The organism is Phocaeicola vulgatus ATCC 8482 (genome assembly GCF_000012825.1).
GTDB classification, from domain to species: Bacteria; Bacteroidota; Bacteroidia; order Bacteroidales; family Bacteroidaceae; genus Phocaeicola; species Phocaeicola vulgatus.
In genome coordinates, this window is the sequence record NC_009614.1 from 2,910,322 (window position 1) to 2,934,597 (window position 24,276).

Genomic DNA, 24,276 nt, shown 5'->3' on the forward strand with positions numbered 1-24,276 from the left:
TTGCTTGAAATATTTCTATCTTTGCAAAAATCAAAAAAGGGATTCTTTGTATGAGCAAATTGCTGACTATTTGGAACTACATCCGGCGCCATAAGTATATGATTACGGTGCTGATCTTTATTGTAGTTATTGGTTTTCTGGATGAGAACAGCTTGATTCAGCGGGTAAAGCATCGCAGTGAGATCAGCGCGCTGAATAGTGAGATAGAGAAATATAGAAAGCAATATGAGGAAGATACGGAGAAACTGAAGGAACTGACCACGAATCCTGAGGCTTTGGAGAAAATAGCACGCGAGAAGTATTTGATGAAGAAGTCCGACGAGGATATTTTTGTGTTTGAAGAATGAGTAAATCTTATAATATAATTTCGATGGCAGGGGCAGTCCTGCTGCTGGCAGGTGCGGTGTTGCAAATCACCCGGTGGGAGCTTGCGCCTTATCTGTATACGCTGGGTGCTGTGATGTTCGGCTATGTGCAGGTCATGGGGAATCGTTATGATGGAAGGAATTTTATCATCAAGCGTTTGCGTAGACAGCAGATTTTCGGGGCTGTCGCACTGGTCTTTACAGGAGTATTGATGTTTACCATGAAACGTAACGAATGGATTGTTTGTCTTTCCATTGCCGCTGTCCTGGAACTTTATACGGCTTTCCGTATTCCGCAGGAGTTGGAGAAGGAAAAACGTTAAGGAACCAGTGTCATTTTTTGTCCGCGTTTATAGAGGCTTATCTTGTGAAAAATAGGAGAACGCGGACGACACTTGTTACGTGTGGTCCGCGTTCTAAAAAATAGTTGTCCGGTATTGTTATTCCACAATGGTCATTTCATCTACCAAGTGTTTCGCTCCTGCAAACTTATCAATAATAAATAAGGTATAGCGGATATCCACACAGGCTGCACGTTGTAACTGGGAATTGTAAGCAATGTCACCGGTCAGTCCTTCGTAGTTGCGGTCAAAGCCGGTACCGATCAATTCCCCTTTGTTATTGAAAACGGGGGAGCCGGAATTACCTCCTGTATTGTCTGTTCCTGTAACAAAACAGATGGGCATTTCACCATTTTTCATGGCATAGCGCCCGAAGTCTTTCTTGTTATACAAGTCCTTCAGTTTGGCCGGAACCACGAATTCATAGTTGTTCGGATCCTCTTTTTCCATCACTCCTTTCAACGTGGTGTAATAGTTGTATTCCATACCGTCTTTGGGGCTGTATGAACCTACTTTACCATAAGTGAGACGTAACGTGGAGTTGGCATCCGGATAAATAGGAGTGCCTTCATGCTGTTTCAGCTTCATCATACCCTCTACCCAGGTTTTATGGGCCAGATTATAAGCATCGGTTTCGGCTTTCATGGCTGCATCGGTATCTGCATAACCTTGGTCTACTGATTTGGCATATTGCACCATCAGGTCATTTTCCAATGTCTTGGCATCCGGCTTTGCCACAAAGTTGTCAAAGGCTTCACGGCTTCGGAAGATGGATGTATCAAAACAAGCATCGACAAAGGCGTCAATGTTTCCTTTGAATTCTTTGTCTATTACTTTAAAGATGCTGATGCGCTGTTCGGCCGGAATTAATTCTGCGTAAGTCTTCAGCAAAGCTTTGGAAACTTTACGGTCTATTTCGGGATTATAGTCTTTATTGAAAAATTTATCGGCTTGTTTGATCAGTGTGCTTAATGCATGATCCAGCGGATTGATTTCTTTAGTAGCATGAGGTACTTTATATCCTTTTTCCAATGCTTGCAGGACTTTGTCTGTGGAAGGAATCTTATAGAATTCCGTTCCCAGTTTGCAAACTTCGTAAATGGCTTGCTGATGATATACGGCATCCCGGCGTTTGCTCACGATTTCTCGGATAGCATCGAAGGCTTTCTGGTAGGCGTCAGTACCCGTCTCACGTCCGTAAGCCAGAAGCTTTTCCTGTTGTTTCTTTTTCGTATCAAGTACTTTCAGCTGAACCAGTCCTTCGTTCATACCGATAGCATTCTTCCAGTAATTGGCTGACGAGGCGTATTTGCTGGCATACTGGATGCGTACTTTATCACTTTTCAGCATCTCTTCCAGCAGATTATTCAATCGTACGGTGCGGACGGTCTTACGCATGAAGTTGGTAGTCTGCATACGTTCTTCCACTTCGTCCGAAATCATGTATCGCCAGTTGCGTCCGGGAAATCCCATTACGAAAGTGAAGTCTCCCTCTTTGATTCCTCCCAGGTTGATGGTCAGATGTTTTTTCACCTTCAAGGGTACATTGCTTTCGTTATAGTCAGCAGGTTTACCGTCGGGTGTTGCATAAATGCGGAACATGGAGAAATCGCCACAGTGACGGGGCCACATCCAGTTATCGGTGTCAGCTCCGAACTTTCCGATGGAAGAAGGAGGAGCGCCTACCATACGGACGTCTTTATAGATGGTCTTTATAAACAAGTAATAGCGGTTGGCTCCGTAGAAAGGCTTTAGTTCCAAAGCGGTGAACGGAGTGATCTCTATATTTTCTTGTTCGGCAAAACGTTTGGCTACTTTGCTCAGATAGGAGGGGGACAGGTAGTTCAATCCTTCCGGGTCCTCATCTTTGGCCAGTTGTTCCTTTACATAAGGAGTGACGTCCAGAATTCTGTCTATGAAGGTGACAGTCAGCCCCTTGCAGGGAAGTTCTTCTTTGCGGCTCATAGCCCAGAAGCCGTCAGTCAGATAGTCGTGTTCTACCGAACTGTGTTGCTGGATATAGCTGTAACCGCAATGATGATTGGTCAGCACAAGACCTTCGGCAGAAATGATTTCACCGGTACAACCACCTCCGAAATGCACTACAGCATCCTTCAGGCTGATGCTGTCCGGACAATATACTTTATCAATGCTGATATCCAGTCCCATATCATACATGGTGGCCGCATTCTGTTCTTTCAGATCAGTCAGCATCCACATCCCCTCGTCGGCATGGCCGGCAAGGGTTGTGAAAGTAAATAGCGAGAGTAATAGTATCTTTTTCATTATTCAACAATAGTCATTTCGTCAATCAAGTGTTTGCATCCGCCCAATTTGTCGATGATGAATAATACATAACGTATATCCACTGCGATACAACGCTGTAAGTTGTTGTCGAAATTAATGTCACCACTCAGTGATTCCCAGTTGCCGTCAAAAGCGGCACCGATGAGTTCGCCGTTACCGTTGATGACGGGAGAACCTGAATTACCGCCGGTAATATCATTGGTAGTCAGGAAACAAGCAGGCATATCACCGTTGGGCAATGCATAACGTCCAAAATCTTTTGCTTCATACAATTCTTTCAGTTTGGCGGGAACAACAAATTCCGGATTGGTAGGATCCTCTTTTTCCATGACACCTTTCAGCGTAGTGTAGTATTTATAGTGTACGCCGTCTTTGGGATTGTATGATTTCACATTGCCGTATGTCAGACGGATGGTGAAGTTGGCATCCGGAGCTTTGGGTTCCGGTGAATACATTTCACACAGGCCGCGTACATAAGTTTTGTGTAATAAATCCATGCCTTTCATCGATTCTGCCAGTTCGTTTCCCAGCTTGTCCATCAAGTCATATTTAGCCCGTACGTATGCAGTCATAGGATCTTTTTCTATGGCTTTCACGGTAGGTTTCTTGATGAATTTATTGAAATTCGCTTCGTTGGAGAAGATGGAATTGTCATAACAATGGTCTACGTATGCGTCATAGTTACCTTTAAAATCCTTCTGGATGGTAGTATAGAAGGCAGGTAAAGCATCGGCAGGAACCATTTCGGCATACAGGGGCAACAGAGCTTTGGCCACTTTGCGGTCTACTTCGTGATCGTAGTCTTTGTTATGTATATCGGCATATACTTTTTTCAGCGTTTCAATATTTTTATTAATCGCTTCTTTATCTTTATTTTTGATTGCGTCTTTCAGCTTGTCCAGAATCAGATAAGGAGTGCCGAATTCTATACCTCCTTGAAAGACTTCACGGAAACAGGTGTAGTTATAAAGAATAGGATTACTCTTTTCGATGGCGGCATCAATTTCGCTGACTACTTTTTCATAATCAGTGTTGCCTTTGGCTTTAGCAAATGCTGCGAACTTGGCTTCCTGTTCTGCTTTTGTTTCCAATACCTTGTTGTCGATAATGGCTTTATTCATGCCGATAGAGTTTTTCCAATAGTTGCTGGAACCTGCATATTTGCTGGCGTATTGGATACGTACTTTGTCACTGGCAGCCATTTCTTTCTTCAGTACATCCTGACGCACACCACGTATGCGGATACGGGGTTCGTTGGTGGAATGCATCCGTTGTTTCACTTCACTTTGAGTCAGATAGCGGTTGGTGCTTCCGGGGAATCCCATAATCATGGCATAGTCACCCTCGTTAATACCTTTCAGTGAGATAGCCAGATGCTTTTTGGCTTTCAGAGGAACATTGTTTTCATTATATTCTGCCGGTTCGCCGTTGGCATCCGCATAAATGCGGAAGACGGAGAAGTCGCAAGTATGGCGGGGCCACATCCAGTTGTCTGTTTCACCACCGAATTTACCGATGGATGAAGGCGGAGCGGCAACCATGCGTACGTCGCTGTAGGTTTTCAGATAAATCAGATAGAATTTATTGCCTGCATAGAAAGGCAGAGCTTGTGCGCTGATACCTGCTTTTCCGTTCAGGTCACTGGCTTTCAGTTCCTCGTCGGCCAGTTTTTTCAGGAAGTCGTATTCAAAGGTTTCCTCTTCTTTTACTTCGCCTGATTTTACTTTATTGTTTACTTTATCTGTGACATCGACAATGCGTTCTACAAATTTGAACTTCAATCCCGGAGTCGGTAGCTCTTCTTTGCGGCTTTTTGCCCAAAAACCGTCAGTCAGGTAGTCATGTTCTACCGAGCTATGTTGCTGTATCGCTCCGTAGCCACAGTGGTGGTTGGTCAGGATCAGTCCGTCCGGTGAGATGATTTCACCGGTACATCCTCCTCCGAAAATGCCTACTGCATCTTTTAATGAAACGCGGTTCGGGTTATAAATGTCGTCTGCTTCCAGCAGTAAGCCTTGTGCTTTCATGCGGTCTGCCAAATGCTGCTCTTGCATCAGTTGCAACAGCCACATACCTTCGTCTGCCTTCGACGGCAAGAATGCTACACACATCAATGCGAGCAATAAAAGTTTGAATTTTTTCATGTTGTGTACTAATTGTTATTTCTTTATCCTTATATCGGTTACAAAAATAGAAAAAAAGAGGGAACTTTGCACTATAAATTGCCTTCTCGGTAATAATCTTCTATTTAGTTTTAAATTTTAATAAAATATTTTTGTCACTGAATTATAGATTGTACCTTTGTATGCGAAAAATAGTAATGGGGCGTAGATAAGCATGAATAAACTTTTTTTCTCTGTGGTGTCTTTATTGGCTTTTACTTCATGTGCCAGTGAGTATAAGATAGAAGGTAGTTCTTCTGTTTCTCGGCTGGATGGGAAAATGCTATTTGTAAAAGTTCCTAGTGGAGACCGGATGCTGAGTATTGATTCGGCAGAGGTAATTCATGGAATGTTCAAGATGGAAGGTATAACCGATTCTACTTCAATGGCATCCTTGTATATGGATGATGAGAGCATCATGCCTTTTGTCATTGAAAAAGGGAAAATATCCATCAGTATCGATAATGCCCGTATTGTAGTTACCGGAACTCCGTTGAATGATCGTCTGTATGATTTTGTGGGAAAAAAGACTTCTTTGGATGATAGAGCATACGAGTTGGAGCGTCAGGAGAGCCGTATGATTATGGATGGAAAAGCACCGGATGAAATTCAACGTGAGATAACGAGAGAACGTGAGAAACTGGCTGCTGAAATGAATGCATTGGCTAAGGAGTTTATCCAAAAGAATTATGATAATGTATTGGGACCGGGTGTTTTCATTATGTTGTGCAGCAATTTTCCTTATCCTGTCATGACTCCCTTGATTGAGGAAATTATAGAGGAGGCTCCTGACCGATTTAAAAACAACTCCTTGGTAAAGGATTATGTGACAGTAGCCCGTTCGAATATGGAAAAATTAAAAGCTCCCCATTAATGAGGAGCCTTTTTTTATCTGTCTTGGTCTGGATTGTCTATTTTTCCTTGATATTTTTCAGGTAAGTCTTTCTCAATTTCCCTGTAAGCCTCTTCCATGGTTGCTTTGATGTTTTCCATTCCCTGGCTTTGCGGATAAATGGGCTTATGTACGACTAATGTCATAGGATGCCAGGATACAAAACCGCCGGTACGGGGAAGAATATTAAAGGAGCCGATAATAGTGAGTGGTACTACGGGAAGTTGCAAATCATCTGCCAGTTGGAAAGCACCTTTCTTAAAATATCCCATGTGCCCGGTAAAAGTACGTGCACCTTCGGGAAATACCACTAGAGAAGTTCCATCCTGTAGTACGTGACGGGCGTGTTCTATGGTTTCTATTACCTTCTTGGGACCGGATTTATCAACGAATATATGTCCGGCAGCTTCACAGGCTTTGCCGACGAAAGGCATTTTGCGCAGACTTTTTTTCATCATCCATTTAAAGTTTCGTCCCAGAAAACCATAAATCAGGAAGATATCGAAAGACCCTTGATGATTGGCTACAAACACGTAGGATGTTTTTTTAAGTACTTCCGGATGTCCTACTACCTTGACAGGAATAAGTAATACATAGCAGAAAAGCTGTGACCATATTTTTCCCGGATAATATCCCCAAAAATGCGGATTGCCTATCCATGAACCAATAATGGTAACTATTGCTGTAAGTATGGTTAATACCAGCAAAATGGGAAGTGCTATGAATAGTTGGTATAAAATATATAGTACTTTCATTTGTCTGAATTTTAGTTGTACAAAGATAGAAAAACTATTTTATATTTTATGTAACGTGATTACTGTAATTTCCGGCCATGCTCCAAGGCGCATAGGGAACATCAGGTAGCCCAAACCAATATTGACAAACAAGGATTGTTTTCCTTCCTGGTATAAACCGTTGTGTTCGGGATATACGAATTTAGCAGGAGAGAAGCCAAACAGGCTGAACTGCATTTCATGGGTGTGGCCTGAAAGCATTAGCTGTATATCACTTTCCGGCAAGACTTCTCTGTGCCAATGAGTGGGGTCATGGCTCATTAATATTTTATACATTCCTTCCGTTCCTTTTAATGCTTTCTGCAGATCTCCATAATTAGGAAATGGGGGATTTCCGCTGTTCTCTACACCTGCCAGGGCTATACTGTCTCCATGATGATGTAGAATGACATGATCGTTATTGAGTATTTTCCATCCCATGGCAGCCTGTTTGGATTTCAAGCTGTTCAGGTTGGCTTCTTGAGCTTCTTCTGTTTCCCATTTTATATAAGGGGAATAGTCATGGTTGCCTAAAACGGAATACACTCCGTCTTTTCCTTTTATCTGTTCTAGAATAGGGATAAATTCGTCCAATTCCGTTGCCACGTTATTGACCAGGTCACCTGTAAAAAGTACCAGGTCAGCATGTTGTGCATTAATAAGGTTTACAGCCTTCTGTAAAGCAGCACCGTTGCCAGTCCAGCTGCCGGAATGGATATCAGATATTTGTACAATGCGGTAGCCGTCAAAGCCGCTGGGAAGTTCATCGGAACTGATGGTTACCTCCCTGATTTGAAAATGCTGTTTTCCTTCGGTTGCTCCATATATTACATATATTAACGAGGCTAAAGCCAATCCTCCTGCTACATATCCTCCATACAGTTTTTTGCCGGAGATGATATATAGGAGCTTCATAAACAGGATAACAATGACGAAAAGTGCCTTGGGTACGGAGAAACAAAGAAAAATCAATAAGAAATTGCTAAGTCGCTGCATGGAATCCGGACGTGGCTCATGTATAGAAAAGACTAATGTCATTCCCAATAAAAGAAACAGACTGGGAAGCCAATAAGCCCAATGTGTCCATTTTTGGGAAACACGGCGTATATATGCCTTGTATATATACATATCGGGCAATATCAGTAGCAGTAGAAAAAACAGAAATAACTTTATCAGCATCATAATTTATTCGTTTTTTATAGATTGGCGGCGAGAAACTTTTTAGTTTCTTCTATACTCATGCCCCGGCGGGCGGCGTAATCTGCCAATTGGTCTTCACCTATTTTTCCGATGGAGAAATAGCGGGAAGCCGGATGGGCAAACATGAGTCCGCATACAGAGGCATGGGGCTTCATCATACCATTCTCGGTCAATGAAATTCCTATTTGCTTCATATCCAGCAACTCGTCTAATAGGAAATTGACGGATTGGTCGGGCAAGGAAGGATAACCTACGGCAGGACGTATCCCTTGATATTTTTCATTATGCAGGTCTTTTACGCTTAGGTTTTCATCAGGTGCATATCCCCAAAGTTTTTTGCGTACATCTTCGTGTAGTTTTTCGGCAGTAGCTTCCGCCAGTCTGTCGGACAATGTTTGCACTAACATACGTTTGTAATCGTCTTCTGCATAGAGCCGCTCCATTTCTGCATCTACCGTAGTGGCGAATGCTCCTATTTTGTCTGTGATACCCGATGATAATGGACGCACAAAGTCACTCAGACATAAAAACGGGTCATCTTCTTTCAATTTTGCTGTTTGTTGACGCAAAAGCGGAAAACGCTTGCTGTTCAGCAGCAGATCATCTCCGTCGGCATTGGCATCCATGATATTGACCACTCCGTGGGTCTGATACGCTGTATCCAGTTCATTCAACATCCGATTTGCCTCTTTGAAAAGCTGCATGGCTTCACTGGCTTTCGGACGGTCTTCTTCCGCAAAACCGGTGAGCCACATGGCCCGGCATGAATCACATCCATGTATGTCCGCAATGGCGGCAAACTTGGGTTGAAAGCCCCATGCATGGAAAAAATAAATCCAGTTAATGTATTCGCTTACTTCGTGAATCTTGTAATTTACAATCATCTTTTAAACCTTAATTCTTGTCCGCGATGACTTTGGTCTACCTTGTTGTCACTGTAAACCAGATCACCATTGACGAATGTTTTTTCTACCCGTGTGTGGAATTTCTGTCCTTCCATCGGAGTCCATCCGCATTTGCTTAAAACGCAGTCGGCAGTTACAGTCCATTCATGATCCGGATTTACCAATACGAGGTCGGCTTGATAACCAGGACGGATGTAGCCTCGTCTTTCAATATGATAAAGTTCGGCCGGTGCATGGCACATTTTCTGAACCAGTTGCTCTATGCTTAATATGCCTTCGCGTACTAATTCCATGATAGCTACTAATGAAAACTGTATCATCGGCATACCCGATACGGCTTTCAATGCTCCCCCTTCCTTTTCTTTCAGTAAGTGAGGGGCATGGTCGGTACCTATTACATCTATCATATTGGTAGACAATGCTTTGCGTAAAGCATTCCGGTCTTCTGAAGTTTTGATGGACGGATTGCACTTGATACGTCCTTTCAATGTCTCATAATCTTTGTCATAGAAGTATAGATGTGACACGCAAGCTTCCGCCGTAATCTTTTTTTCACTCAGGGGTTTGTCTTCAAGCAAATCCAGTTCTTGTGCGGTGCTGATGTGCAGGATGTGCAGGCGGGCATTGTTTTCTTTTGCCAGCCGGATGGCCAGTGAGGAAGAATATGCACATGCTTCCGCACTACGTATCTGCGGATGGTATTTTATATCAGGATCTTCTCCATATTTTTCTTTGAAGGCTGTTGTATTGGCGCTGATTATAGATTGTTCTTCACAATGTGCTGCAATCAGCATACCTGCATTGGCAAATACTTTTCTAAGTACTTCCATGCGGTCTACCAACATATTTCCCGTGCTGGCTCCCATAAATAATTTAACACCGCATACCCGGCTTTTATCTAGTGTGGGGAGTACATCCGCATTCGTATTGGTTGCTCCGAAATAGAATGAATAGTTTACGATGCTTTTGGTTGCCGCATCCGCAAACTTGGCATTCAAAGCTTCCAGGGTCGTAGTTTGCGGAGTGGTGTTGGGCATGTCCATAAAACTGGTGACGCCACCTGCCGCCGCCGCTGTGCTTTCAGTATGTATGTCGGCTTTATGAGTCAGTCCCGGGTCACGGAAGTGTACATGATCGTCTATTACTCCCGGCATCAGATAATAGCCTTTCGCATCTATTATTTCTCCACAAGGCTGGGAGGGAACTGTTTCTTCTGCCAGCACTTCAGCTATGACTTCATTCTCAATCACTATCGAACCGTGAAAAATCTTGCCTTCATTCACAATCCGTGCATTCTTTATCCATGTACGTTTCATACTGTTTTCTTTTGCGGGTATTTGCGGAACCAGCTACCCAGTTTTAATTGAATGACTCCTAATACAGCTTCACCGAAGATACTTCCGTTCATTTTTGAAGTACCTAATTCGCGATTGACAAAAATCACAGGAACTTCGGCTATCTTGAATCCGCACTTGTAAGCAGTGAACTTCATCTCAATCTGGAATGCATACCCTTTAAAACGGATGCCATCCAGACCGATTGTTTCCAAGACTTCACGGCGATAGCATTTAAATCCGGCGGTAGTATCATGTATGGGTAACCCTGTGATAATCCGTACATATTTGGAGGCGAAATAGGACATCAGCACACGCCCCATCGGCCAGTTCACTACATTCACACCACTGACATAGCGTGAACCGATAGCTACATCATAGCCTTCAACGGCACATTTGTTATACAGCCTTGGCAGGTCATTCGGATTATGACTGAAGTCAGCATCCATTTCAAATACAAAATCATATTGATGCTCTATCGCCCATTTGAATCCGGCAATGTAAGCAGTACCCAGTCCTAATTTACCTTTACGCTCAATCATGAAAAGACGGTCGGGGAATTCTGTTTGCAGTTTACGGACAATGGTTGCCGTGCCGTCTGGTGAGTTATCTTCAATAATCAATATGTGGAAGAACTTTTCCAGTCCGAATACAGCCCGGATAATGTTCTCTATATTTTCCTTTTCGTTATAGGTGGGTATAATAATAATACTATCGGATTTCTCCATACATTTTTTGTATTAGCTGAATAAATATCATACAAAAGTAACTATTATATTAACACTCCCGTCAGAATTTAATTTTATTAATTAAAAAAAGAGGATTACCCCTGCCTGGCGCACGGATAATCCCCCTATTTAACAGAATAGTTTAGAAATCTTTAGAATGCCACACCAAGGCGGAAACCGAAATTGTTTAATTTATCCATATCATAGTTAAATACGGTTCCCTTGTTGGTAGAGTAGCTGTAGAATGCTGCCAGATGGAAGCCGATACTGTTTGTCCAGGGGTAGATATTCACACCGACTTCTGGTGATACATAGAAACCCCAAGTGTTGTCTTTCACTTCGTAAATGTAAAAGTCACTGGACATTTTGGTATAGTTGGCACCCAGCTTCAATCCGATATAAGGTTGGCATGCACCGTCACTGAAGCGATAGTGTGTTGCGAAACCGAAAGGCAACTGAAATACGGAATGTTGCTGGTCGGTTGTCAGGGCTGCCGAGTTGCTGATTGGTAGTGTCTGACGTGAAATATACTCATTATTGGTATGATAATTGATAAAGGCACCGATTGACAAATCCGGCAGTACATAATATCCACCTTCGAAGTTCATACCCCAACCGCTTGCTTTGTTTGCAAAGTTATTGCTGATAGGAGCGTTGAACTGCCAGTCTACATTGAAATAGGTAAACGGAGTTACCTGTGCTTTTGCCGGCAGGGCAAAGGCTATGGCGATAGCGGCTACCGCCATCAGTCTGAGAGTTAAATATTTTATAGTTTTCATATTTCCTTTTTATTTTAAATGAATACTTGTTTCACTTACGTTTATTTTTTCAGATAAGGACTCTGAGTGAATGCTTGGTTGATGGCAGTCGTTGTACGGTTTACATTCAAACTGCCACTTCCGCCCAGTAACCCGCTGATGTATGCATTCCAGACAACAGTTAATTTTTCTTTTTGTCCTTCCGGAGCATTCTTTAAATTAATCATGTCGGCCAGCAATGAACCGGTGCTATAGCTGTAAGTGATAGGATAGGGATAGTACCATCCACCTCCCCAATTGCCGCCCCAGTAGCCGGGATACCAATAACCGGGATAATAGCCCCACCAGGGTCCGTCATTATAGTAACCGTGGAAATAATAAGTACTTGCTACGTAGCTTACCTGTAGGCCGAGGTCGGCGTCGTCTTTATTAGCTGCGGTGTAGCCGGCAGCGTTCATCTTAGTCTTGAATGCATTGATGATGATCTGTGCATTCTCGTCCTTCCAGTATTCAGGGTCTTTCTTGTCACCGATGATCAGGATGCTGTCAGGGATATAATAAGTACTGAAGTCATTGAACTTAGTACTAGTGTCATGACTGGTGAATACCAGATACTCATTGTCCAATTTGTCCATGTCCGGGTCTTTCTCGCAAGATACCAAGGCAAAGACCGCCAGTAGGATAGGAATTAATTTTTTCATGTCAAGTTTTTGTTTAAGTTAATACTAATTGTTTTTCGTCTAGTTTCTCTCATACAACGGCCAGCTTATGTTTTTGTTCACTAACAGTCTGTTCTTTAGTGAATTTTTTTGCAGCCAGGTTAATTAGAGTTTCTTTTTTAAAGTGTAATTTAGTTTAGAAACAGCTTTCTTGAAGTCCTTGCCAATCATTGTCAGTGCACTGTCACCCTCTGCCAGAAAGTTTGTCTTTTCGTGTCCCGGAGTAGCGGAAATTAATTGATAAACGATAGCGGTGCTGTCATTAGGAATTCCAATAATAGTTACAACTGTACCACTGTCGGTAAATGCCTGGTTACCATCTTTTGTTCCTAAATAAGTGGTCGTCAGATTGTATGTGCCCAGTGAGTCTTGGCCTGCCTCCTGAAGTGTCAGTTGATAGTTGATACCTTCGGCATCGGCAGCTGGCAGAATACCTTCATAGCTATATGTTTGTAATTCACCCAGTGTGCTGTCGTTCACAGCGAAAATAGAGTCACTTTCACTTTCGGCTATTATTTCAGCACTTTTGTTTCCTTTAGAGCCACAGGAAACAATCATGGCAGCCAAAGCTGCTGCAATAAATACTTTTTTCATTGTTAAGTCAGGTTTTTAATGGTTATTTGGGTACATAACATTTGTTATGCCCGTTTTGTTTTTAATAAGTTCTCTTTTCAGAAAAAACAAGACCATGTTTAAAATGCATTAAACACGGTCTTTAATAAATAGGGCGTTGTATCTGGATAAATCGGACTACCGTAGCCGTATGCCGTTCATACTTCTTCGAATCAGTGAGTTATAGATAATTTTTCCTTTTGATACTTGTTCTTCTGTTTGTGGCAGGTCGGGCATACTTCCTGTCGTAATATAAGCTATGGTGTTCTTCAATAAATACTCTTTGGTATCTCCCAGTGGGTAGAGAGGGGAGATGAGGTTACGTTCGCTCAATGTGAAATCGGGGGTGATTCCATTTACATAGTTGGCTTGTCCTGCCGAGTTGAGAACGTATGCCACAACCGGCCATAAAATAAAGTTGTAACGCTCATCTTGGTATGGTTCCATGGCTACATTTTTGCCAACAGTCGTTTCACCTATTACCACTACATTTTCTGTACCTATATATGGACGGAGACAATTTATGACTGCTTCTGAGGCCGATGCAGTAAATTTGCTTGTCAGTACGTAGAGCTTGCTTAAGTTCAAGTTTTCGGAAGCAAGTCCTGTATTGAGAGGGAAATCAATTTTTTGCGGGTCACTGATGTCATTATACAAAGTTGTGCAAAATACTTTCCCTAGATCTGCCGCAGGTGCCAGATAACTTCCTAAATCTGTGGCACAACTCAAATAACCACCGGGATTGTAGCGTAAGTCCAGAATAAAAGCGTCGGGTGACTGTCCCTTGAACCGGGCGAATATCTGTTTCATCTGTTCCCTGTATTCTGTATCTGTTGCCTGGTTATTGGGGCCTGTACTGAATTCATTGTAGACCATATAGGCTATTTTTTTCCCGGATACCTCATATACAGTATCTATATAGAACGGATTCAATTCTACAGGGCGTGATGCCGCTACTTTGACTGTATCTGTTGCAATCCAGCTGGAATTGCCTTCCTCATCAAAAACCAAGCTTTCTCTGGCGAAAGTTGTATTGCCGCCTTCCATCAGATATCCGTAATTATTGTTGGTCAGTTCTTCTTTGCCAATGGCTGATATCCAGTTCCCTCGTTCCAATCCGGCTTCTGAGGCCGGTGAATTGGGCAGTACGAATAAAATACGGGCAAATACGTGTGATGAGATTCCGGTAGGATCGGTCATTAATTCAAAATCAAATCCGTAAGTAGAAGTACGTTGCAGGTAGGAACGTGCCGCATCGGAAGCGTCCTTTATTTCTATATACGAATACGGGTCTCCTTTTCCGTTTTGTGCCTTGGTATAAACCAATTTTTGCAGGAAGTCTTCCGGTTCGGCAAAATAGTCCGTTTCCTTTATTGCCGGAATACTGTCATACCACAAATAATGCTCTTTCATTATTTGTTCTATCCATACATTCTCTCCAATTAATGCATAGTATTCCCCACTGCGGTCTTCGCCACATGAAGCCATTATAAATAAAGTGGTTAGAAGAAAAAAAGTGCTCCGTATATGCTTCATAATCTAATTCCTTTTTCGATCTGCAAAGCTAGGGATTTTATTTTAAAGTAGGGATAAGGTTTGGAATAAATAATCCAAAAAACCTTTATATAAAAAAGAAATCCGCCGGTTAGGTCAAGCAGACTTCACGGCGGACGTTCTTAATTTTTTATTTCTTTTCAGATTTCCATTTGTCAGCATATTCATTCAGAATTCTGCGGATACTGAGTCCGATTTTGATATAATCTTTCTCGTTCAGGTTGGCAAGTGATACACGTACACTCCATTCGGGTCCGTCGAATCCACCACCATTCAATACGACCAGGCCTGTTTCATTGGCAAGACGGAATACTACGTCCAATGGATTATGAGTTGTCTGCAGATGTTGTACGAATTCATCTCCGTAAAATTTCTTGGCCCATACCAGCATGTCTATTTCTGAATAATAACCGGCTCTTAGTGGATCGTCGAGGAGAATGAACCCTGTGTTGTCCCATAATGCTTTCAGACGGGTATGGATTAAATTAAGCATGGCATGACGATATGTATTTTCTTTGTCCAGCAATGAAAAAGAAGCAAAGAGTGACATCTGCATTTGTTGTGGCAAGGACAGTCCTGCTGTATGGTTCAAGGCTACTTGACGGCTGTCTGCTACCATACGGTCAATGAATTTCATGTTTTCTACTTGCATACTCAAGCTGCCATACCGTTTGGTTAGTTCGCTTTTTCGTTTGCGGGGCAGATTGGCAATCATTCTGTCGAATACATTTTTCTCATGTAAGGCAATTACAGCAAGGCGCCAACCGGTCGCTCCGAAATATTTGGAGAAAGAGTAGACACAAATTGTGTTCTGTGGCAAATCAGCCATCAGGCTGCGGAAGCCGGGAACAAAAGTACCATATACATCATCTGTTATAATCATCAGATTGGGATTCCAGCGTGTTACTACGTCTTTCAGGGCATCTACGCATTCTTTGTTCAACTGATAACTGGGTGGATTGCTCGGATTGACAATAAACAAGGCTTTGTATTTCGTGTCTCGCAGTTTATTGATATCTTCCACTTTGTATTGCCAGGTATGAAGTCCTTCTTCATTTAGAGTACTTGCAGGAATATTGAGCACATCATAATCGTAACGTGTCAATTCGGGTATCTCTATATAGGGTGTAAAGATAGGAACCATCAATGCTATACTATCTCCTTTGTGTAGCAGGAAATTTTCTTCCAGCGAGTCGAATACATAGCACATCCCTGCTGTTCCGCCTTCGGTGGCGAATAAATCGAATTTACCTTGCGGGGGTTGCCCGTTGCACATTTCCTGATTCAGGTAATCCTGTACTAGAATTTCTGTATATTTCAAGATGCGGTCAGGCATGGGATATTGGTCGCCTACAATACTTTCGGTCCATTCGTGTACCAGTTCGTCCGGATCGGCTGCATGTTCCATCAGCATATAATTATAGGTACGTTTCAATAGATCTGTCCCCGCATTTCCTTCATGCTTTTTCAGGTACTCCTCAAAACGTTGGGCTATGCCTGTTTTTTGAGGAATACCGGCAATGCCTTCGGGCATGTCCATGACCCGGCGACACTCTTCAATGCCAAAACCGCCCAAGGCGAAGAATGCTTCACGAGCCTCCGTTGCAATCCAGTTGGGATTACCTCTGCCTGCATTCAGCATGACGTGCGCCATTTTCTTCACACTTTCATCTGCCATTTCAATCAAACGGTTTTTTAATTCGAAGGGACTGATCTTTTCCAAATTCTTGTCCATTCGGGCAACGCTGCTTTTATCACTTAAATATTCCATAATGTATGAGTTTAGTTTTTTAGTTGATTAATAATACAATGACCACTCCCCATATGATGAGTAGTGTATTTCCTACGGCGTAGGTCACGGTGTATCCTAAGGAAGGTGTTTCGCTGCCTACTGCTTCTTGTATGGCGCCCAATGCAGCAGTGGTAGTACGGGCTCCTGCCGTGCATCCCAAAGAGAGGGCGGGATGGAACTTGAATACATATCTGGCTAGAATCAGCCCTAATAATAGAGGCAAGGAGGTGGCCAACGCACCTATGATAAACAACATAGGACCTACTTCTTTTAGTCCCTGTACAAAACTGGGTCCTGCAGAAATGCCGACTACGGCGATGAACATATTCAAGCCTACATTATTCAGCACCCATAAAGAGGATTCCGGTATTTGTCCGAAGGTAGGGCGTTTGCTGCGCCACCAGCCAAATACTAATCCGGCTATCAAGGCTCCTCCACTAGTGCTCAGGCTAATAGGTACTCCGCCGATATGGATTGCAAGTGCTCCGATGATACCTCCCAGTAAAATGCCGAGTCCTACAAATGTCATATCTGTGGCATTGGTGGGGCGGTCTATGTATCCTAGTTCTTTTGCAGCAGATTCCACCTCTTTTTTCAGGCCGACCAATTCCAGAGTATCTCCGCAGTCGATAGTGGTTTGTGCGAAAACAGGGATATCAATGCCTGCCCGTTTGATACGGCGTATACTGACGCCGTGCATAAAGCTTTGACGGCGTATGAAGTCCAATTTTTGGTTGGAATATGGCTTTTTGTGTATCATGACAGGGAGTACTTCCACAGGGAAATCAAGCAGTTGGGGATCGACGATTTCTTCTCCAATCCAGTCTTCCTCACCAATGGCGAATTCTCTTCTTCCGCTCAGTACCACTTCGTCTCCTTTTTGTAATAATTGTCCGGGAATAATATCATTGACAATGGAAGATCCATGTCGCATTCTTTCAACAAACAATCTTTTCCCTTGTGAAATAAAATAGGATTCTAGCTGGTCAACGGTCTTGCCGTTGCCAAACCAATCGTTCTCTATGCGGTAAGCGCGAAAAACTACCGGACGGCGTGCCTGTTCAAATCCGGGTTCGTCTGCTTCACTGGTACCCATCCGGGTTTCCAACTCTTTGCAAGCGGCTTTCACTTTTTCTAATCCTCCCAACATTTTAGGACCTAAAGAAGAGAGGACCCAGGCAGAGCCTGCCGTACCGAAAATGTAAGTTACAGCATATGCCACGGGAATGATATTAATCATATCACTTTTTTGGGAAGAGGATATGTTGAGTCCGTTTATGGTATCTTCTGCTACTCCTATGACGGCAGAGATAGTTTGTGCTCCGGCCAGTAACCCGGCTGCTTCACCGGCATTATATCCCATTAAGATAGCTAATAACCAAGTGATAATCAAACAACCTATACACATGAGCGCGGCGAATCCTACTTGAGGTAAACCATCTTTTTTCAGTCCGCGAAAGAATTGTGGTCCCACTTTGTATCCGATAGCAAAAAGGAATAAAAGAAAAAACACGGATTTCACCGGTTCTTCTATTGTAATGTTAAGCTGTCCCACTAATACCCCTACTAGCAATACACTGGTGACGATTCCCAAACTGAATTGTTTTATTTTCATTTTTCCAATCCAGAAGCCTGCGGCGATTGTCAGAAAAATCGCCAGTTCTGAATGCTGTCTCAAAAGATGTATAATCCATTCCATATTTCTTTCTTATTATAATTGCTGTTTAAAACAGAGTGGGGGTAAAGAAGTTGAGTTAAAAAGCTCCAAATTGTACTTAGTTCTAATATTTTTTATTTTATTTGCATAGAGATGATACTTGACTTATGAAAATAAAGTTATTTGTAAAATATATTTCTTTGTTAGTTCTCTTGTTTGTTGCTGATGGTTGTAAAGAAAAAAAAGCTGACACATATGTGACTAAGGTCACCGATTTAACGGGAGAGGAAGAACAAGTTTTGAAATTGGAATATGATCGTGATGGTAAAATTATAAAGTATGGGGATACCCCGGTAAGGTATGAGGGCGACCAGATAACCATCGGACAGATGAATTGTTTGAATACCGGCAATAAGCTTTGCAATGTTACGTTTCAAATAGGAAAAGGCAAGGCGAGGGAGAGTAGGGCCCGTTGTATGTTGAAGGTAGGAGAGGAGGTTTATGAAGCTGATAAACAGACTGTCTATGATTATAAAGGAGATACTATTTTTATCAATTCTGATTATCGTGCTACTTCCGATTATCGTTTCTTGAAGAAAGTGCAAGGAAAATATGTTTTTGATCAGTTGGGACGGTTGAAGGAGGTGATGACTGTTTTTACTGAGGCAAATGATAGTGTGTCCAGTTGTCATACTTATTATAATTATGATAATAACATCAATTATCAGGCGAATCTGAATTTACAGGCTTATGTGATTGATTATGATGGGGTGGATAGTTTCTTCTATTTTTTATTGAATCTTGGGCAGTTGAGGAATAGAACAGCCTTACCTAATGATATTGGATATTGTATGAATCATGGTTTAAGCACTTATAATGTGCATGCCAATTATCGTCTGGATGATGAGAATCCGGTCAGGATAGAAGTTTTATATAATTATACCAAACTTCTATCCCGAATAGATTTATCTTATAATCCTTTAAATTAATTCGGGACATTCATTAAATATTACAAAATCAGCCAACTAATTCATACACAAAGTATTGCGAATTAGTTGGCTTTTTGTATCTTTAGGTATTCCCCCGAAAATAAGATTTGACGGCCAAAACGGGGGAAATATCCAAACTAATAAGATATGGCAAAGATAGTGAATATTTCAGAAATTCACCCTACTTTGGGTTTTACAGAATTTGATATTCTGGAAAAATACCGCAAGAGTTTTAATGAGAGTGAGCTTGGCAAGCTTCATTCGGTCTTTCCGTTTGAATGTATGGCAAAAGCCGCCGGCCTGTCGGACCGGCGCCTGGGACGCAGGAACAGATTCAGTCCTTCCGCAAAGATCGCCCTTATGGTCCTGAAGGCATACACCGGATTCTCCGACAGGCAACTGGTGGAACATCTGAACGGGAACATACACTACCAGATTTTCTGTGGAATTATGATTCCCCCGTCCCTTCCCATAACCAACTTCAAGATAGTCAGTGCCATCCGTAATGAGATAGCATCCCGCCTTGACATTGATTCTTTCCAGGAGCTCCTGGCTTCACACTGGAAACCTTATCTTGATAACCTTCACGTCTGCATGACCGATGCCACATGCTATGAAAGCCACATGCGTTTTCCTACGGACATGAAACTCCTTTGGGAAAGCCTCGAATGGCTCTACAGGCATATATGCCGGCATTGCAGGGAGCTGGGCATAAGGCGTCCTCGCAACAAATACAGGAATGTGGCGGAATCCTATCTGTCCTACTGCAAGAAAAGAAAGAGGAGAGCTTCAAGGACAAGAATGCTTAAGCGCCGTATGATCAAGCTTCTTGAAAAGCTCCTCAGTCAAAGGGATGGGATCCATAGCGAGTACGGTGCTTTACTCCGATATACCCAGGATTATCATAAGCGTCTTTCCATCATCAGAAAGGTGCTTGTACAAGAAAAGGAAATGTTTGAAGGGCGGAAAGTCAGTGACCGCATCGTCAGCATTGACCGTCATTATGTACGTCCCATCGTCAGAGGCAAGGAAACCAAGTCCGTCGAGTTCGGTGCAAAGGTCAATAATATACAGATAGACGGCATATCGTTCATCGAACACCTCTCGTTCAAGGCATTCAATGAGGGTATACGCTTGAAGGACTGTATCCGTATGCAGCAGAAGCTTATGAATGTAAGGGTAAGATGTGTGGCTGCCGATTCCATATATGCCAATAATGCCAACAGAAAGTTCTGTACAAAATATGGGATATCCACATCCTTTGTGCGCAAGGGAAGGGCGGCCAAAGATGAGCCTTTGAGGAAGGTGCTTAGAAGCGAACTCTCAAAAGAAAGGGCAACACGGCTTGAAGGAAGCTTCGGCACTCAAAAGCAACATTACTCGCTCTCAAGGATAAAGGCCAGAAACAGGAAGACGGAAATACTGTGGATTTTCTTTGGAATACATACGGCAAATGCCATACTGATGATAGAAAAAATCAGAAACAAAACAGCTAAAGCAGCATGATATGATTTTACTCACAGAATCAGAAGAGGTCATCAGACTTCTTCCGGAACGTCATGTCCTGTCGGATAGAAGTATGTGAGAAAGCACGGAAAAATGACAATAAGAATGGCATATGAAATGGTCATGCCCTATCATCTTCATATGCCATCTTATTTTTTAGAGACATTTACTGAATATCCCTAATTCATCGGGAAGTATAAACAAGTCTACTTCATTGGCGCCTTGCTTTATCAAGTCTTTCTTATCTATTTGGTAAAGGCGGACAAACTCATCATGACTGTCGCATAGTTCCTGGGCTTTGCGATAATATTCTATTGATTTTTCTGTTTCATTCAGGATATAATACACATGTCCTGCATTCATCCAGTCTTCCATAATGGGCTTGGGCTCGGATATCAGCAAGTCGTAATATTTCTTGGCTTGTTGATGGTTGCCGGTAATGAAGGAACACCATCCGATGGCGCGTCGGGCATTCTGTGGCTTTTTATCCAGATACTCCACTTTGAAGAAATAAGCCAGTGCTTCATCGTATCGTTCCAGTGCCATCAGGCATTGTCCTATTTGTAGTGCCAGATTCAGACTGTCGGGCTGTGCCTGTTCCACCTTGTTATAATATTCCAAAGCTTTTGGGTAGTTTCCCTCTTTTCTATAACATTGTGCCAAATGGCGGTTATTCCATGTATTATCGGGGATCAGCAGATCTGATTGCAGGTAATAATCTATCGCTTTTTTATAGGAACCGATTTTCTGATAAATGAAACCTGCTTTCTGCCATAATTCGGCATTTTTACGATTGTATAATTCAATTGATTTATCATAGAGAATTCCGGCTTCTGCCAAGTCGTCGTGTGTGAATAGGTAATCTGCCAGTTTGTTGATATACTCTTTGTGTAACAAGGCTTGAGACAATGCTTCTTTATTCCATAAGTCCAGAGTGTCCTCAAAAATGTCATGTATTTCATGTCTTCTTGACCATAATTTGAAGAAACGGTAGAGGTCATGAATGTATTGCCGGCTCACGAATTCAGCGCGAGCTTTTGATTGTGACATCTCTTTTAAACGTTCTTTCAGTTCTTCAGAAGCTTCATGTTGTCCGTTCAATTGTTGCTGCATGAGATTCCTTTGGCTTTCCGGCATTTGTAACATGGTAAAACAAAAAGAGTATTTGTCGGAATTGCAGAATACATCCGAATTCATCAAAATGTTGAGCAGAGAGATTTTTTGTTCGTCATTTCCGAGAGATAATTTGGCGATATCCTGATATTGGGGGTCAAAAGGATAGAACCAGTGAGAAATTTTGCGGAAAAACGGGAATTGTTTCAGCTGTGAAAAGGTACTCATATACACATCTGCCCCGGACATTTGCAGTTCACCTAATTCGCGCAATTTATCGGTAATGCCTGAACGGTCAATCCATTCTTCCCATTCCGGATTATGATCTTCGGCATCTTCATCCAGTCCTTCCAAATTAAGTTTGGGATTTTTCATCATTTCGGGAATGATTTCTTCACGCATCTTCTTGTCTATCTTTCGGGTTTCACGGGAAGATTGCAATAATTGAATCTGGATATGATGCAGGTTTTTGATGAACTCGGCATTTTCATTCAGTTCATTTATGCGCGACACGGCTTCAGGGTATTGAAGGATACGCTTTTCATAATAGTAGCATGTTAGTGCGATCCCTGCAATAGCCCGCTGATTCAGCATGGTATCCTGATGGGTATAGGCGTTCAATAGAAACATGAACTTGCGGATGTCGAATATTTGCAGCAGGCTCATGGTGACGGCGCTGACCATTATGGAAAGGTCGTTGACTTGGATCAATAGTGAGTTGAACAAAGTTTGCGCTTCAGCATATTCCGATTCACTCCACCGGGTGGATACCCATATTTTTTCAAATAATTCGTCTACGGCTGTTTCGTGACGTTTTCTCATGGCATCCATTTCTTCATTTCTTTTGGCCTCGGTGGTATATATCAATGGGGCTGTAGCCATATCTTCTGTATACGCCTCCAATTGCATTTGTAATTCGGCATAGCTGTGAGGAGGGCTTTGGACAAAAGTGCGCATTGTGTCATAATAGGCTCCGTAATTTTGTGTTGCCTGTACGGCTATATGGATACGGTCGGCCAGTTCGTATGCCGTGCGTAACATTTTATGGTATATTTCCACTTTATTGGGATCTTTCATCCCTTTTGAAGTATATTGCAGCATCAGGTCGTATGACGTTTGCAGGGCTTCTAGCTCATTCTTTAATTGCCAGTCGGAAGTATGGGTGGCATATCCTGTCATTTGGGATAATGCTTCTTTTAACCGATATTGGTCTAATAGTTTTATGATTTCTTCGCGCATATTTTAAAGTTCTATTTGTATGTCTTTTATAAACAAATGCGGGCAGACTTCGGTTCTTGGCTTATTTCAGCCAGGTTGCCCGTTTCCATATATATTCCATCGGACCGTGAGAGTGGTGATTCATCCACCAGCGGCAGAAAGAGAATTGCAAGATGAAGAAAACTATTCCTGCCAGGCAGCTGGCTGTGATACCAAACTGATTGTGCAATGCAAATCCCCAGTTGTAGTATAACATGGAACCTACTATACTTTGAGTAATATAATTGGTAAGGCTCATCTTTCCGTATGGCGTTATTTTCATTAATCCGTCGTGTAAGTTTGTCTTGTAAAAAGCGAAGACGACACCGGATACCAGAATCAGCATAAATGCAAAATTGGAAAGCGAGGTGATGATTAGTGAAAGAGGGGTCAGAATGGATTTATTTGTGATAAAGTCCGGTAGCATATTGCCCAACCCATATAAAGGGAAAAATGCGACGAGTGAGCTTGCAAGTACCTTGTTCCATACCTTCAAGTGCTCTTTCAAAAAAAGTCCCTTGCGCCCTATCAGCATACCGAGCAGGAAAAGGGCGGCTGTTTGGAATACCCGTCCGTGATCCCAGGCCCAGGCAAGGCTTGCCAACTGTCCTTCCCATAAATTGACACGGATGGTTTCCAGAAAATTACCATTGCTTTGCACTGCAAAAGTTGCATTCCAGAAGCTGCGGGTGGGGATGGCCGGAGTAACAAATTCCGGATCGAGACAGGCACGTATTACATAATAAAGTGGCAATGGCTGGATCAATAGCAGACATGCCAATGCAAATATCCATTTGTCTTTCAGCCGGCAAGTCAGTGGCAGGATGAAACCTACTAAAGAATAAAGGACTAGCACTTCCGCTGTGAAAAAACTGGCATTGATATTACCTATCAGGAAAAGAAGAATTAACCGCCAACAAAAACGTAGACGGAAATCATTGCCCCGTAGGCGTTGGTTGTCATCTTGAATAAAAAAGCTAAAACCGAAAAGTAAAGCGAATATGGCGTATGCTTTTCCGCCGAACATGAAGAATAACCCGTTCCAAATGGCTTTGTCCGAGAAGTTCAGCCACGCACTTTGTCCGGCTGTATCGGGAAATGAGTAGAAATTAAAATGTTCGATAGAGTGCAGGATGATGATTCCCATCACTGCCAGTCCGCGTAGCACATCAGCTACATCTACACGTGCGTGTCCTTTCAATTTTGTGTTTATTGCTTTTGTTTCCATGGGGTTATATATTAGCGTACAAAAATAGGAAAATCTTGAATAGTTGGCAAAAAAAGGAGGAAGTAATCAGATATTTCTTTAATT

General features: G+C 42.4%; 20 protein-coding genes. 5 read left to right on the forward strand and 15 right to left on the reverse strand.

What is annotated here, in order from left to right; all coding sequences use genetic code 11:
• Positions 1 to 50 precede the first annotated feature (50 nt).
• Positions 51 to 347: an FtsB family cell division protein gene (locus tag BVU_RS11325; RefSeq protein WP_011965536.1), complete on the forward strand. Its 297-nt coding sequence runs from the start codon at positions 51 to 53 to the stop codon at positions 345 to 347.
• Between the two features lie 23 nt (positions 348 to 370).
• The gene (locus BVU_RS11330; protein ID WP_005846069.1) at positions 371 to 688 is read left to right on the forward strand and encodes a hypothetical protein; all 318 of its coding nucleotides are present in this window, start codon (positions 371 to 373) and stop codon (positions 686 to 688) included.
• A gap of 117 nt (positions 689 to 805) precedes the next feature.
• Here the strand turns inward: BVU_RS11330 and BVU_RS11335 are convergent, their stop codons facing one another.
• Together BVU_RS11335 and BVU_RS11340 are read right to left on the reverse strand one after the other, a co-directional pair.
• Entirely contained in the window at positions 806 to 2,992 is a 2,187-nt protein-coding gene (locus BVU_RS11335; RefSeq protein ID WP_011965537.1) for a S46 family peptidase, read from the reverse strand.
• The gene (locus BVU_RS11340; protein WP_011965538.1) at positions 2,992 to 5,157 is read right to left on the reverse strand and encodes a S46 family peptidase; all 2,166 of its coding nucleotides are present in this window, start codon (positions 5,155 to 5,157) and stop codon (positions 2,992 to 2,994) included. Before BVU_RS11340 ends, BVU_RS11335 begins: the two co-directional genes overlap by 1 nt.
• 193 nt (positions 5,158 to 5,350) lie before the next feature.
• On the opposite strand from BVU_RS11340, the gene BVU_RS11345 reads away from it, so the two are divergent.
• On the forward strand, positions 5,351 to 6,049 hold the full coding sequence (locus BVU_RS11345) for a DUF4369 domain-containing protein (protein WP_008781938.1): 699 nt from the start codon (positions 5,351 to 5,353) through the stop codon (positions 6,047 to 6,049).
• Positions 6,050 to 6,063: 14 nt separating this feature from the next.
• On the opposite strand, the gene BVU_RS11350 is transcribed toward BVU_RS11345, so the two are convergent.
• The 11 genes from BVU_RS11350 to aspT all read right to left on the reverse strand — a co-directional run bounded on the left by BVU_RS11350 (position 6,064) and on the right by aspT (position 18,141).
• Positions 6,064 to 6,822, reverse strand: a complete 759-nt coding sequence (locus BVU_RS11350) for a lysophospholipid acyltransferase family protein (protein WP_005846078.1) — start codon at positions 6,820 to 6,822, stop codon at positions 6,064 to 6,066.
• Positions 6,823 to 6,861: 39 nt separating this feature from the next.
• The gene (locus BVU_RS11355; protein ID WP_011965539.1) at positions 6,862 to 8,022 is read right to left on the reverse strand and encodes a metallophosphoesterase; all 1,161 of its coding nucleotides are present in this window, start codon (positions 8,020 to 8,022) and stop codon (positions 6,862 to 6,864) included.
• A 14-nt stretch (positions 8,023 to 8,036) separates the two neighbouring features.
• Positions 8,037 to 8,924, reverse strand: coding sequence for a vitamin B12 dependent-methionine synthase activation domain-containing protein (locus tag BVU_RS11360; protein ID WP_011965540.1), 888 nt, complete (start codon positions 8,922 to 8,924; stop codon positions 8,037 to 8,039).
• Positions 8,921 to 10,261: a dihydroorotase gene (locus BVU_RS11365; protein ID WP_011965541.1), complete on the reverse strand. Its 1,341-nt coding sequence runs from the start codon at positions 10,259 to 10,261 to the stop codon at positions 8,921 to 8,923. Before BVU_RS11365 ends, BVU_RS11360 begins: the two co-directional genes overlap by 4 nt.
• Positions 10,258 to 11,007 (reverse strand): polyprenol monophosphomannose synthase, encoded by a 750-nt coding sequence (locus tag BVU_RS11370; protein ID WP_005846085.1) that lies wholly within the window; start codon positions 11,005 to 11,007, stop codon positions 10,258 to 10,260. The genes BVU_RS11365 and BVU_RS11370 overlap by 4 nt, the downstream gene beginning before the upstream one ends.
• 152 nt (positions 11,008 to 11,159) lie before the next feature.
• The gene (locus BVU_RS11375; protein WP_005846088.1) at positions 11,160 to 11,786 is read right to left on the reverse strand and encodes an outer membrane beta-barrel protein; all 627 of its coding nucleotides are present in this window, start codon (positions 11,784 to 11,786) and stop codon (positions 11,160 to 11,162) included.
• A 41-nt stretch (positions 11,787 to 11,827) separates the two neighbouring features.
• Positions 11,828 to 12,466: a DUF4136 domain-containing protein gene (locus tag BVU_RS11380; protein WP_011965542.1), complete on the reverse strand. Its 639-nt coding sequence runs from the start codon at positions 12,464 to 12,466 to the stop codon at positions 11,828 to 11,830.
• A 123-nt stretch (positions 12,467 to 12,589) separates the two neighbouring features.
• A complete protein-coding gene (locus BVU_RS11385) occupies positions 12,590 to 13,078 on the reverse strand; it encodes a copper resistance protein NlpE N-terminal domain-containing protein (protein ID WP_005846092.1) in 489 nt (162 codons plus the stop codon).
• Between the two features lie 156 nt (positions 13,079 to 13,234).
• Positions 13,235 to 14,632: a S41 family peptidase gene (locus BVU_RS11390; RefSeq protein ID WP_011965543.1), complete on the reverse strand. Its 1,398-nt coding sequence runs from the start codon at positions 14,630 to 14,632 to the stop codon at positions 13,235 to 13,237.
• Between the two features lie 148 nt (positions 14,633 to 14,780).
• Positions 14,781 to 16,421 (reverse strand): bifunctional aspartate transaminase/aspartate 4-decarboxylase, encoded by a 1,641-nt coding sequence (locus tag BVU_RS11395; protein WP_011965544.1) that lies wholly within the window; start codon positions 16,419 to 16,421, stop codon positions 14,781 to 14,783.
• Between the two features lie 19 nt (positions 16,422 to 16,440).
• Positions 16,441 to 18,141 (reverse strand): aspartate-alanine antiporter, encoded by a 1,701-nt coding sequence (gene aspT / locus BVU_RS11400; RefSeq protein ID WP_011965545.1) that lies wholly within the window; start codon positions 18,139 to 18,141, stop codon positions 16,441 to 16,443.
• 125 nt (positions 18,142 to 18,266) lie between these two features.
• Here aspT and BVU_RS11405 point away from each other — a divergent pair, with 125 nt between their 5' ends.
• Both BVU_RS11405 and BVU_RS11410 read left to right on the forward strand, forming a co-directional pair.
• Positions 18,267 to 19,088, forward strand: coding sequence for a hypothetical protein (locus BVU_RS11405; RefSeq protein WP_005848639.1), 822 nt, complete (start codon positions 18,267 to 18,269; stop codon positions 19,086 to 19,088).
• Positions 19,089 to 19,235: 147 nt separating this feature from the next.
• The gene (locus tag BVU_RS11410; RefSeq protein ID WP_008667781.1) at positions 19,236 to 20,594 is read left to right on the forward strand and encodes a transposase; all 1,359 of its coding nucleotides are present in this window, start codon (positions 19,236 to 19,238) and stop codon (positions 20,592 to 20,594) included.
• 156 nt (positions 20,595 to 20,750) lie between these two features.
• Here the strand turns inward: BVU_RS11410 and BVU_RS11415 are convergent, their stop codons facing one another.
• Entirely contained in the window at positions 20,751 to 22,946 is a 2,196-nt protein-coding gene (locus tag BVU_RS11415) for a tetratricopeptide repeat protein (protein ID WP_011965546.1), read from the reverse strand.
• 61 nt (positions 22,947 to 23,007) lie between these two features.
• Complete coding sequence (locus tag BVU_RS11420) at positions 23,008 to 24,192, reverse strand: DUF418 domain-containing protein (RefSeq protein ID WP_011965547.1); 1,185 nt, start codon at positions 24,190 to 24,192, stop codon at positions 23,008 to 23,010.
• Positions 24,193 to 24,276 lie beyond the last annotated feature (84 nt).

Bases quoted from the DNA above. Each gene is read 5' to 3' on its own strand.
- BVU_RS11405 (WP_005848639.1), top strand. From the start codon at position 18,267: ATGAAAATAAAGTTATTTGTAAAATATATTTCTTTGTTAGTTCTCTTG.
- BVU_RS11360 (WP_011965540.1), bottom strand. From the start codon at position 8,924: ATGATTGTAAATTACAAGATTCACGAAGTAAGCGAATACATTAACTGG.
- BVU_RS11370 (WP_005846085.1), bottom strand. From the start codon at position 11,007: ATGGAGAAATCCGATAGTATTATTATTATACCCACCTATAACGAAAAG.
- BVU_RS11345 (WP_008781938.1), top strand. From the start codon at position 5,351: ATGAATAAACTTTTTTTCTCTGTGGTGTCTTTATTGGCTTTTACTTCA.
- BVU_RS11365 (WP_011965541.1), bottom strand. From the start codon at position 10,261: ATGAAACGTACATGGATAAAGAATGCACGGATTGTGAATGAAGGCAAG.
- BVU_RS11420 (WP_011965547.1), bottom strand. From the start codon at position 24,192: ATGGAAACAAAAGCAATAAACACAAAATTGAAAGGACACGCACGTGTA.
- BVU_RS11385 (WP_005846092.1), bottom strand. From the start codon at position 13,078: ATGAAAAAAGTATTTATTGCAGCAGCTTTGGCTGCCATGATTGTTTCC.
- BVU_RS11410 (WP_008667781.1), top strand. From the start codon at position 19,236: ATGGCAAAGATAGTGAATATTTCAGAAATTCACCCTACTTTGGGTTTT.
- BVU_RS11415 (WP_011965546.1), bottom strand. From the start codon at position 22,946: ATGCGCGAAGAAATCATAAAACTATTAGACCAATATCGGTTAAAAGAA.
- aspT (WP_011965545.1), bottom strand. From the start codon at position 18,141: ATGGAATGGATTATACATCTTTTGAGACAGCATTCAGAACTGGCGATT.
- BVU_RS11350 (WP_005846078.1), bottom strand. From the start codon at position 6,822: ATGAAAGTACTATATATTTTATACCAACTATTCATAGCACTTCCCATT.
- BVU_RS11395 (WP_011965544.1), bottom strand. From the start codon at position 16,421: ATGGAATATTTAAGTGATAAAAGCAGCGTTGCCCGAATGGACAAGAAT.
- BVU_RS11375 (WP_005846088.1), bottom strand. From the start codon at position 11,786: ATGAAAACTATAAAATATTTAACTCTCAGACTGATGGCGGTAGCCGCT.
- BVU_RS11330 (WP_005846069.1), top strand. From the start codon at position 371: ATGGCAGGGGCAGTCCTGCTGCTGGCAGGTGCGGTGTTGCAAATCACC.
- BVU_RS11390 (WP_011965543.1), bottom strand. From the start codon at position 14,632: ATGAAGCATATACGGAGCACTTTTTTTCTTCTAACCACTTTATTTATA.
- BVU_RS11325 (WP_011965536.1), top strand. From the start codon at position 51: ATGAGCAAATTGCTGACTATTTGGAACTACATCCGGCGCCATAAGTAT.
- BVU_RS11340 (WP_011965538.1), bottom strand. From the start codon at position 5,157: ATGAAAAAATTCAAACTTTTATTGCTCGCATTGATGTGTGTAGCATTC.
- BVU_RS11335 (WP_011965537.1), bottom strand. From the start codon at position 2,992: ATGAAAAAGATACTATTACTCTCGCTATTTACTTTCACAACCCTTGCC.
- BVU_RS11380 (WP_011965542.1), bottom strand. From the start codon at position 12,466: ATGAAAAAATTAATTCCTATCCTACTGGCGGTCTTTGCCTTGGTATCT.
- BVU_RS11355 (WP_011965539.1), bottom strand. From the start codon at position 8,022: ATGATGCTGATAAAGTTATTTCTGTTTTTTCTACTGCTACTGATATTG.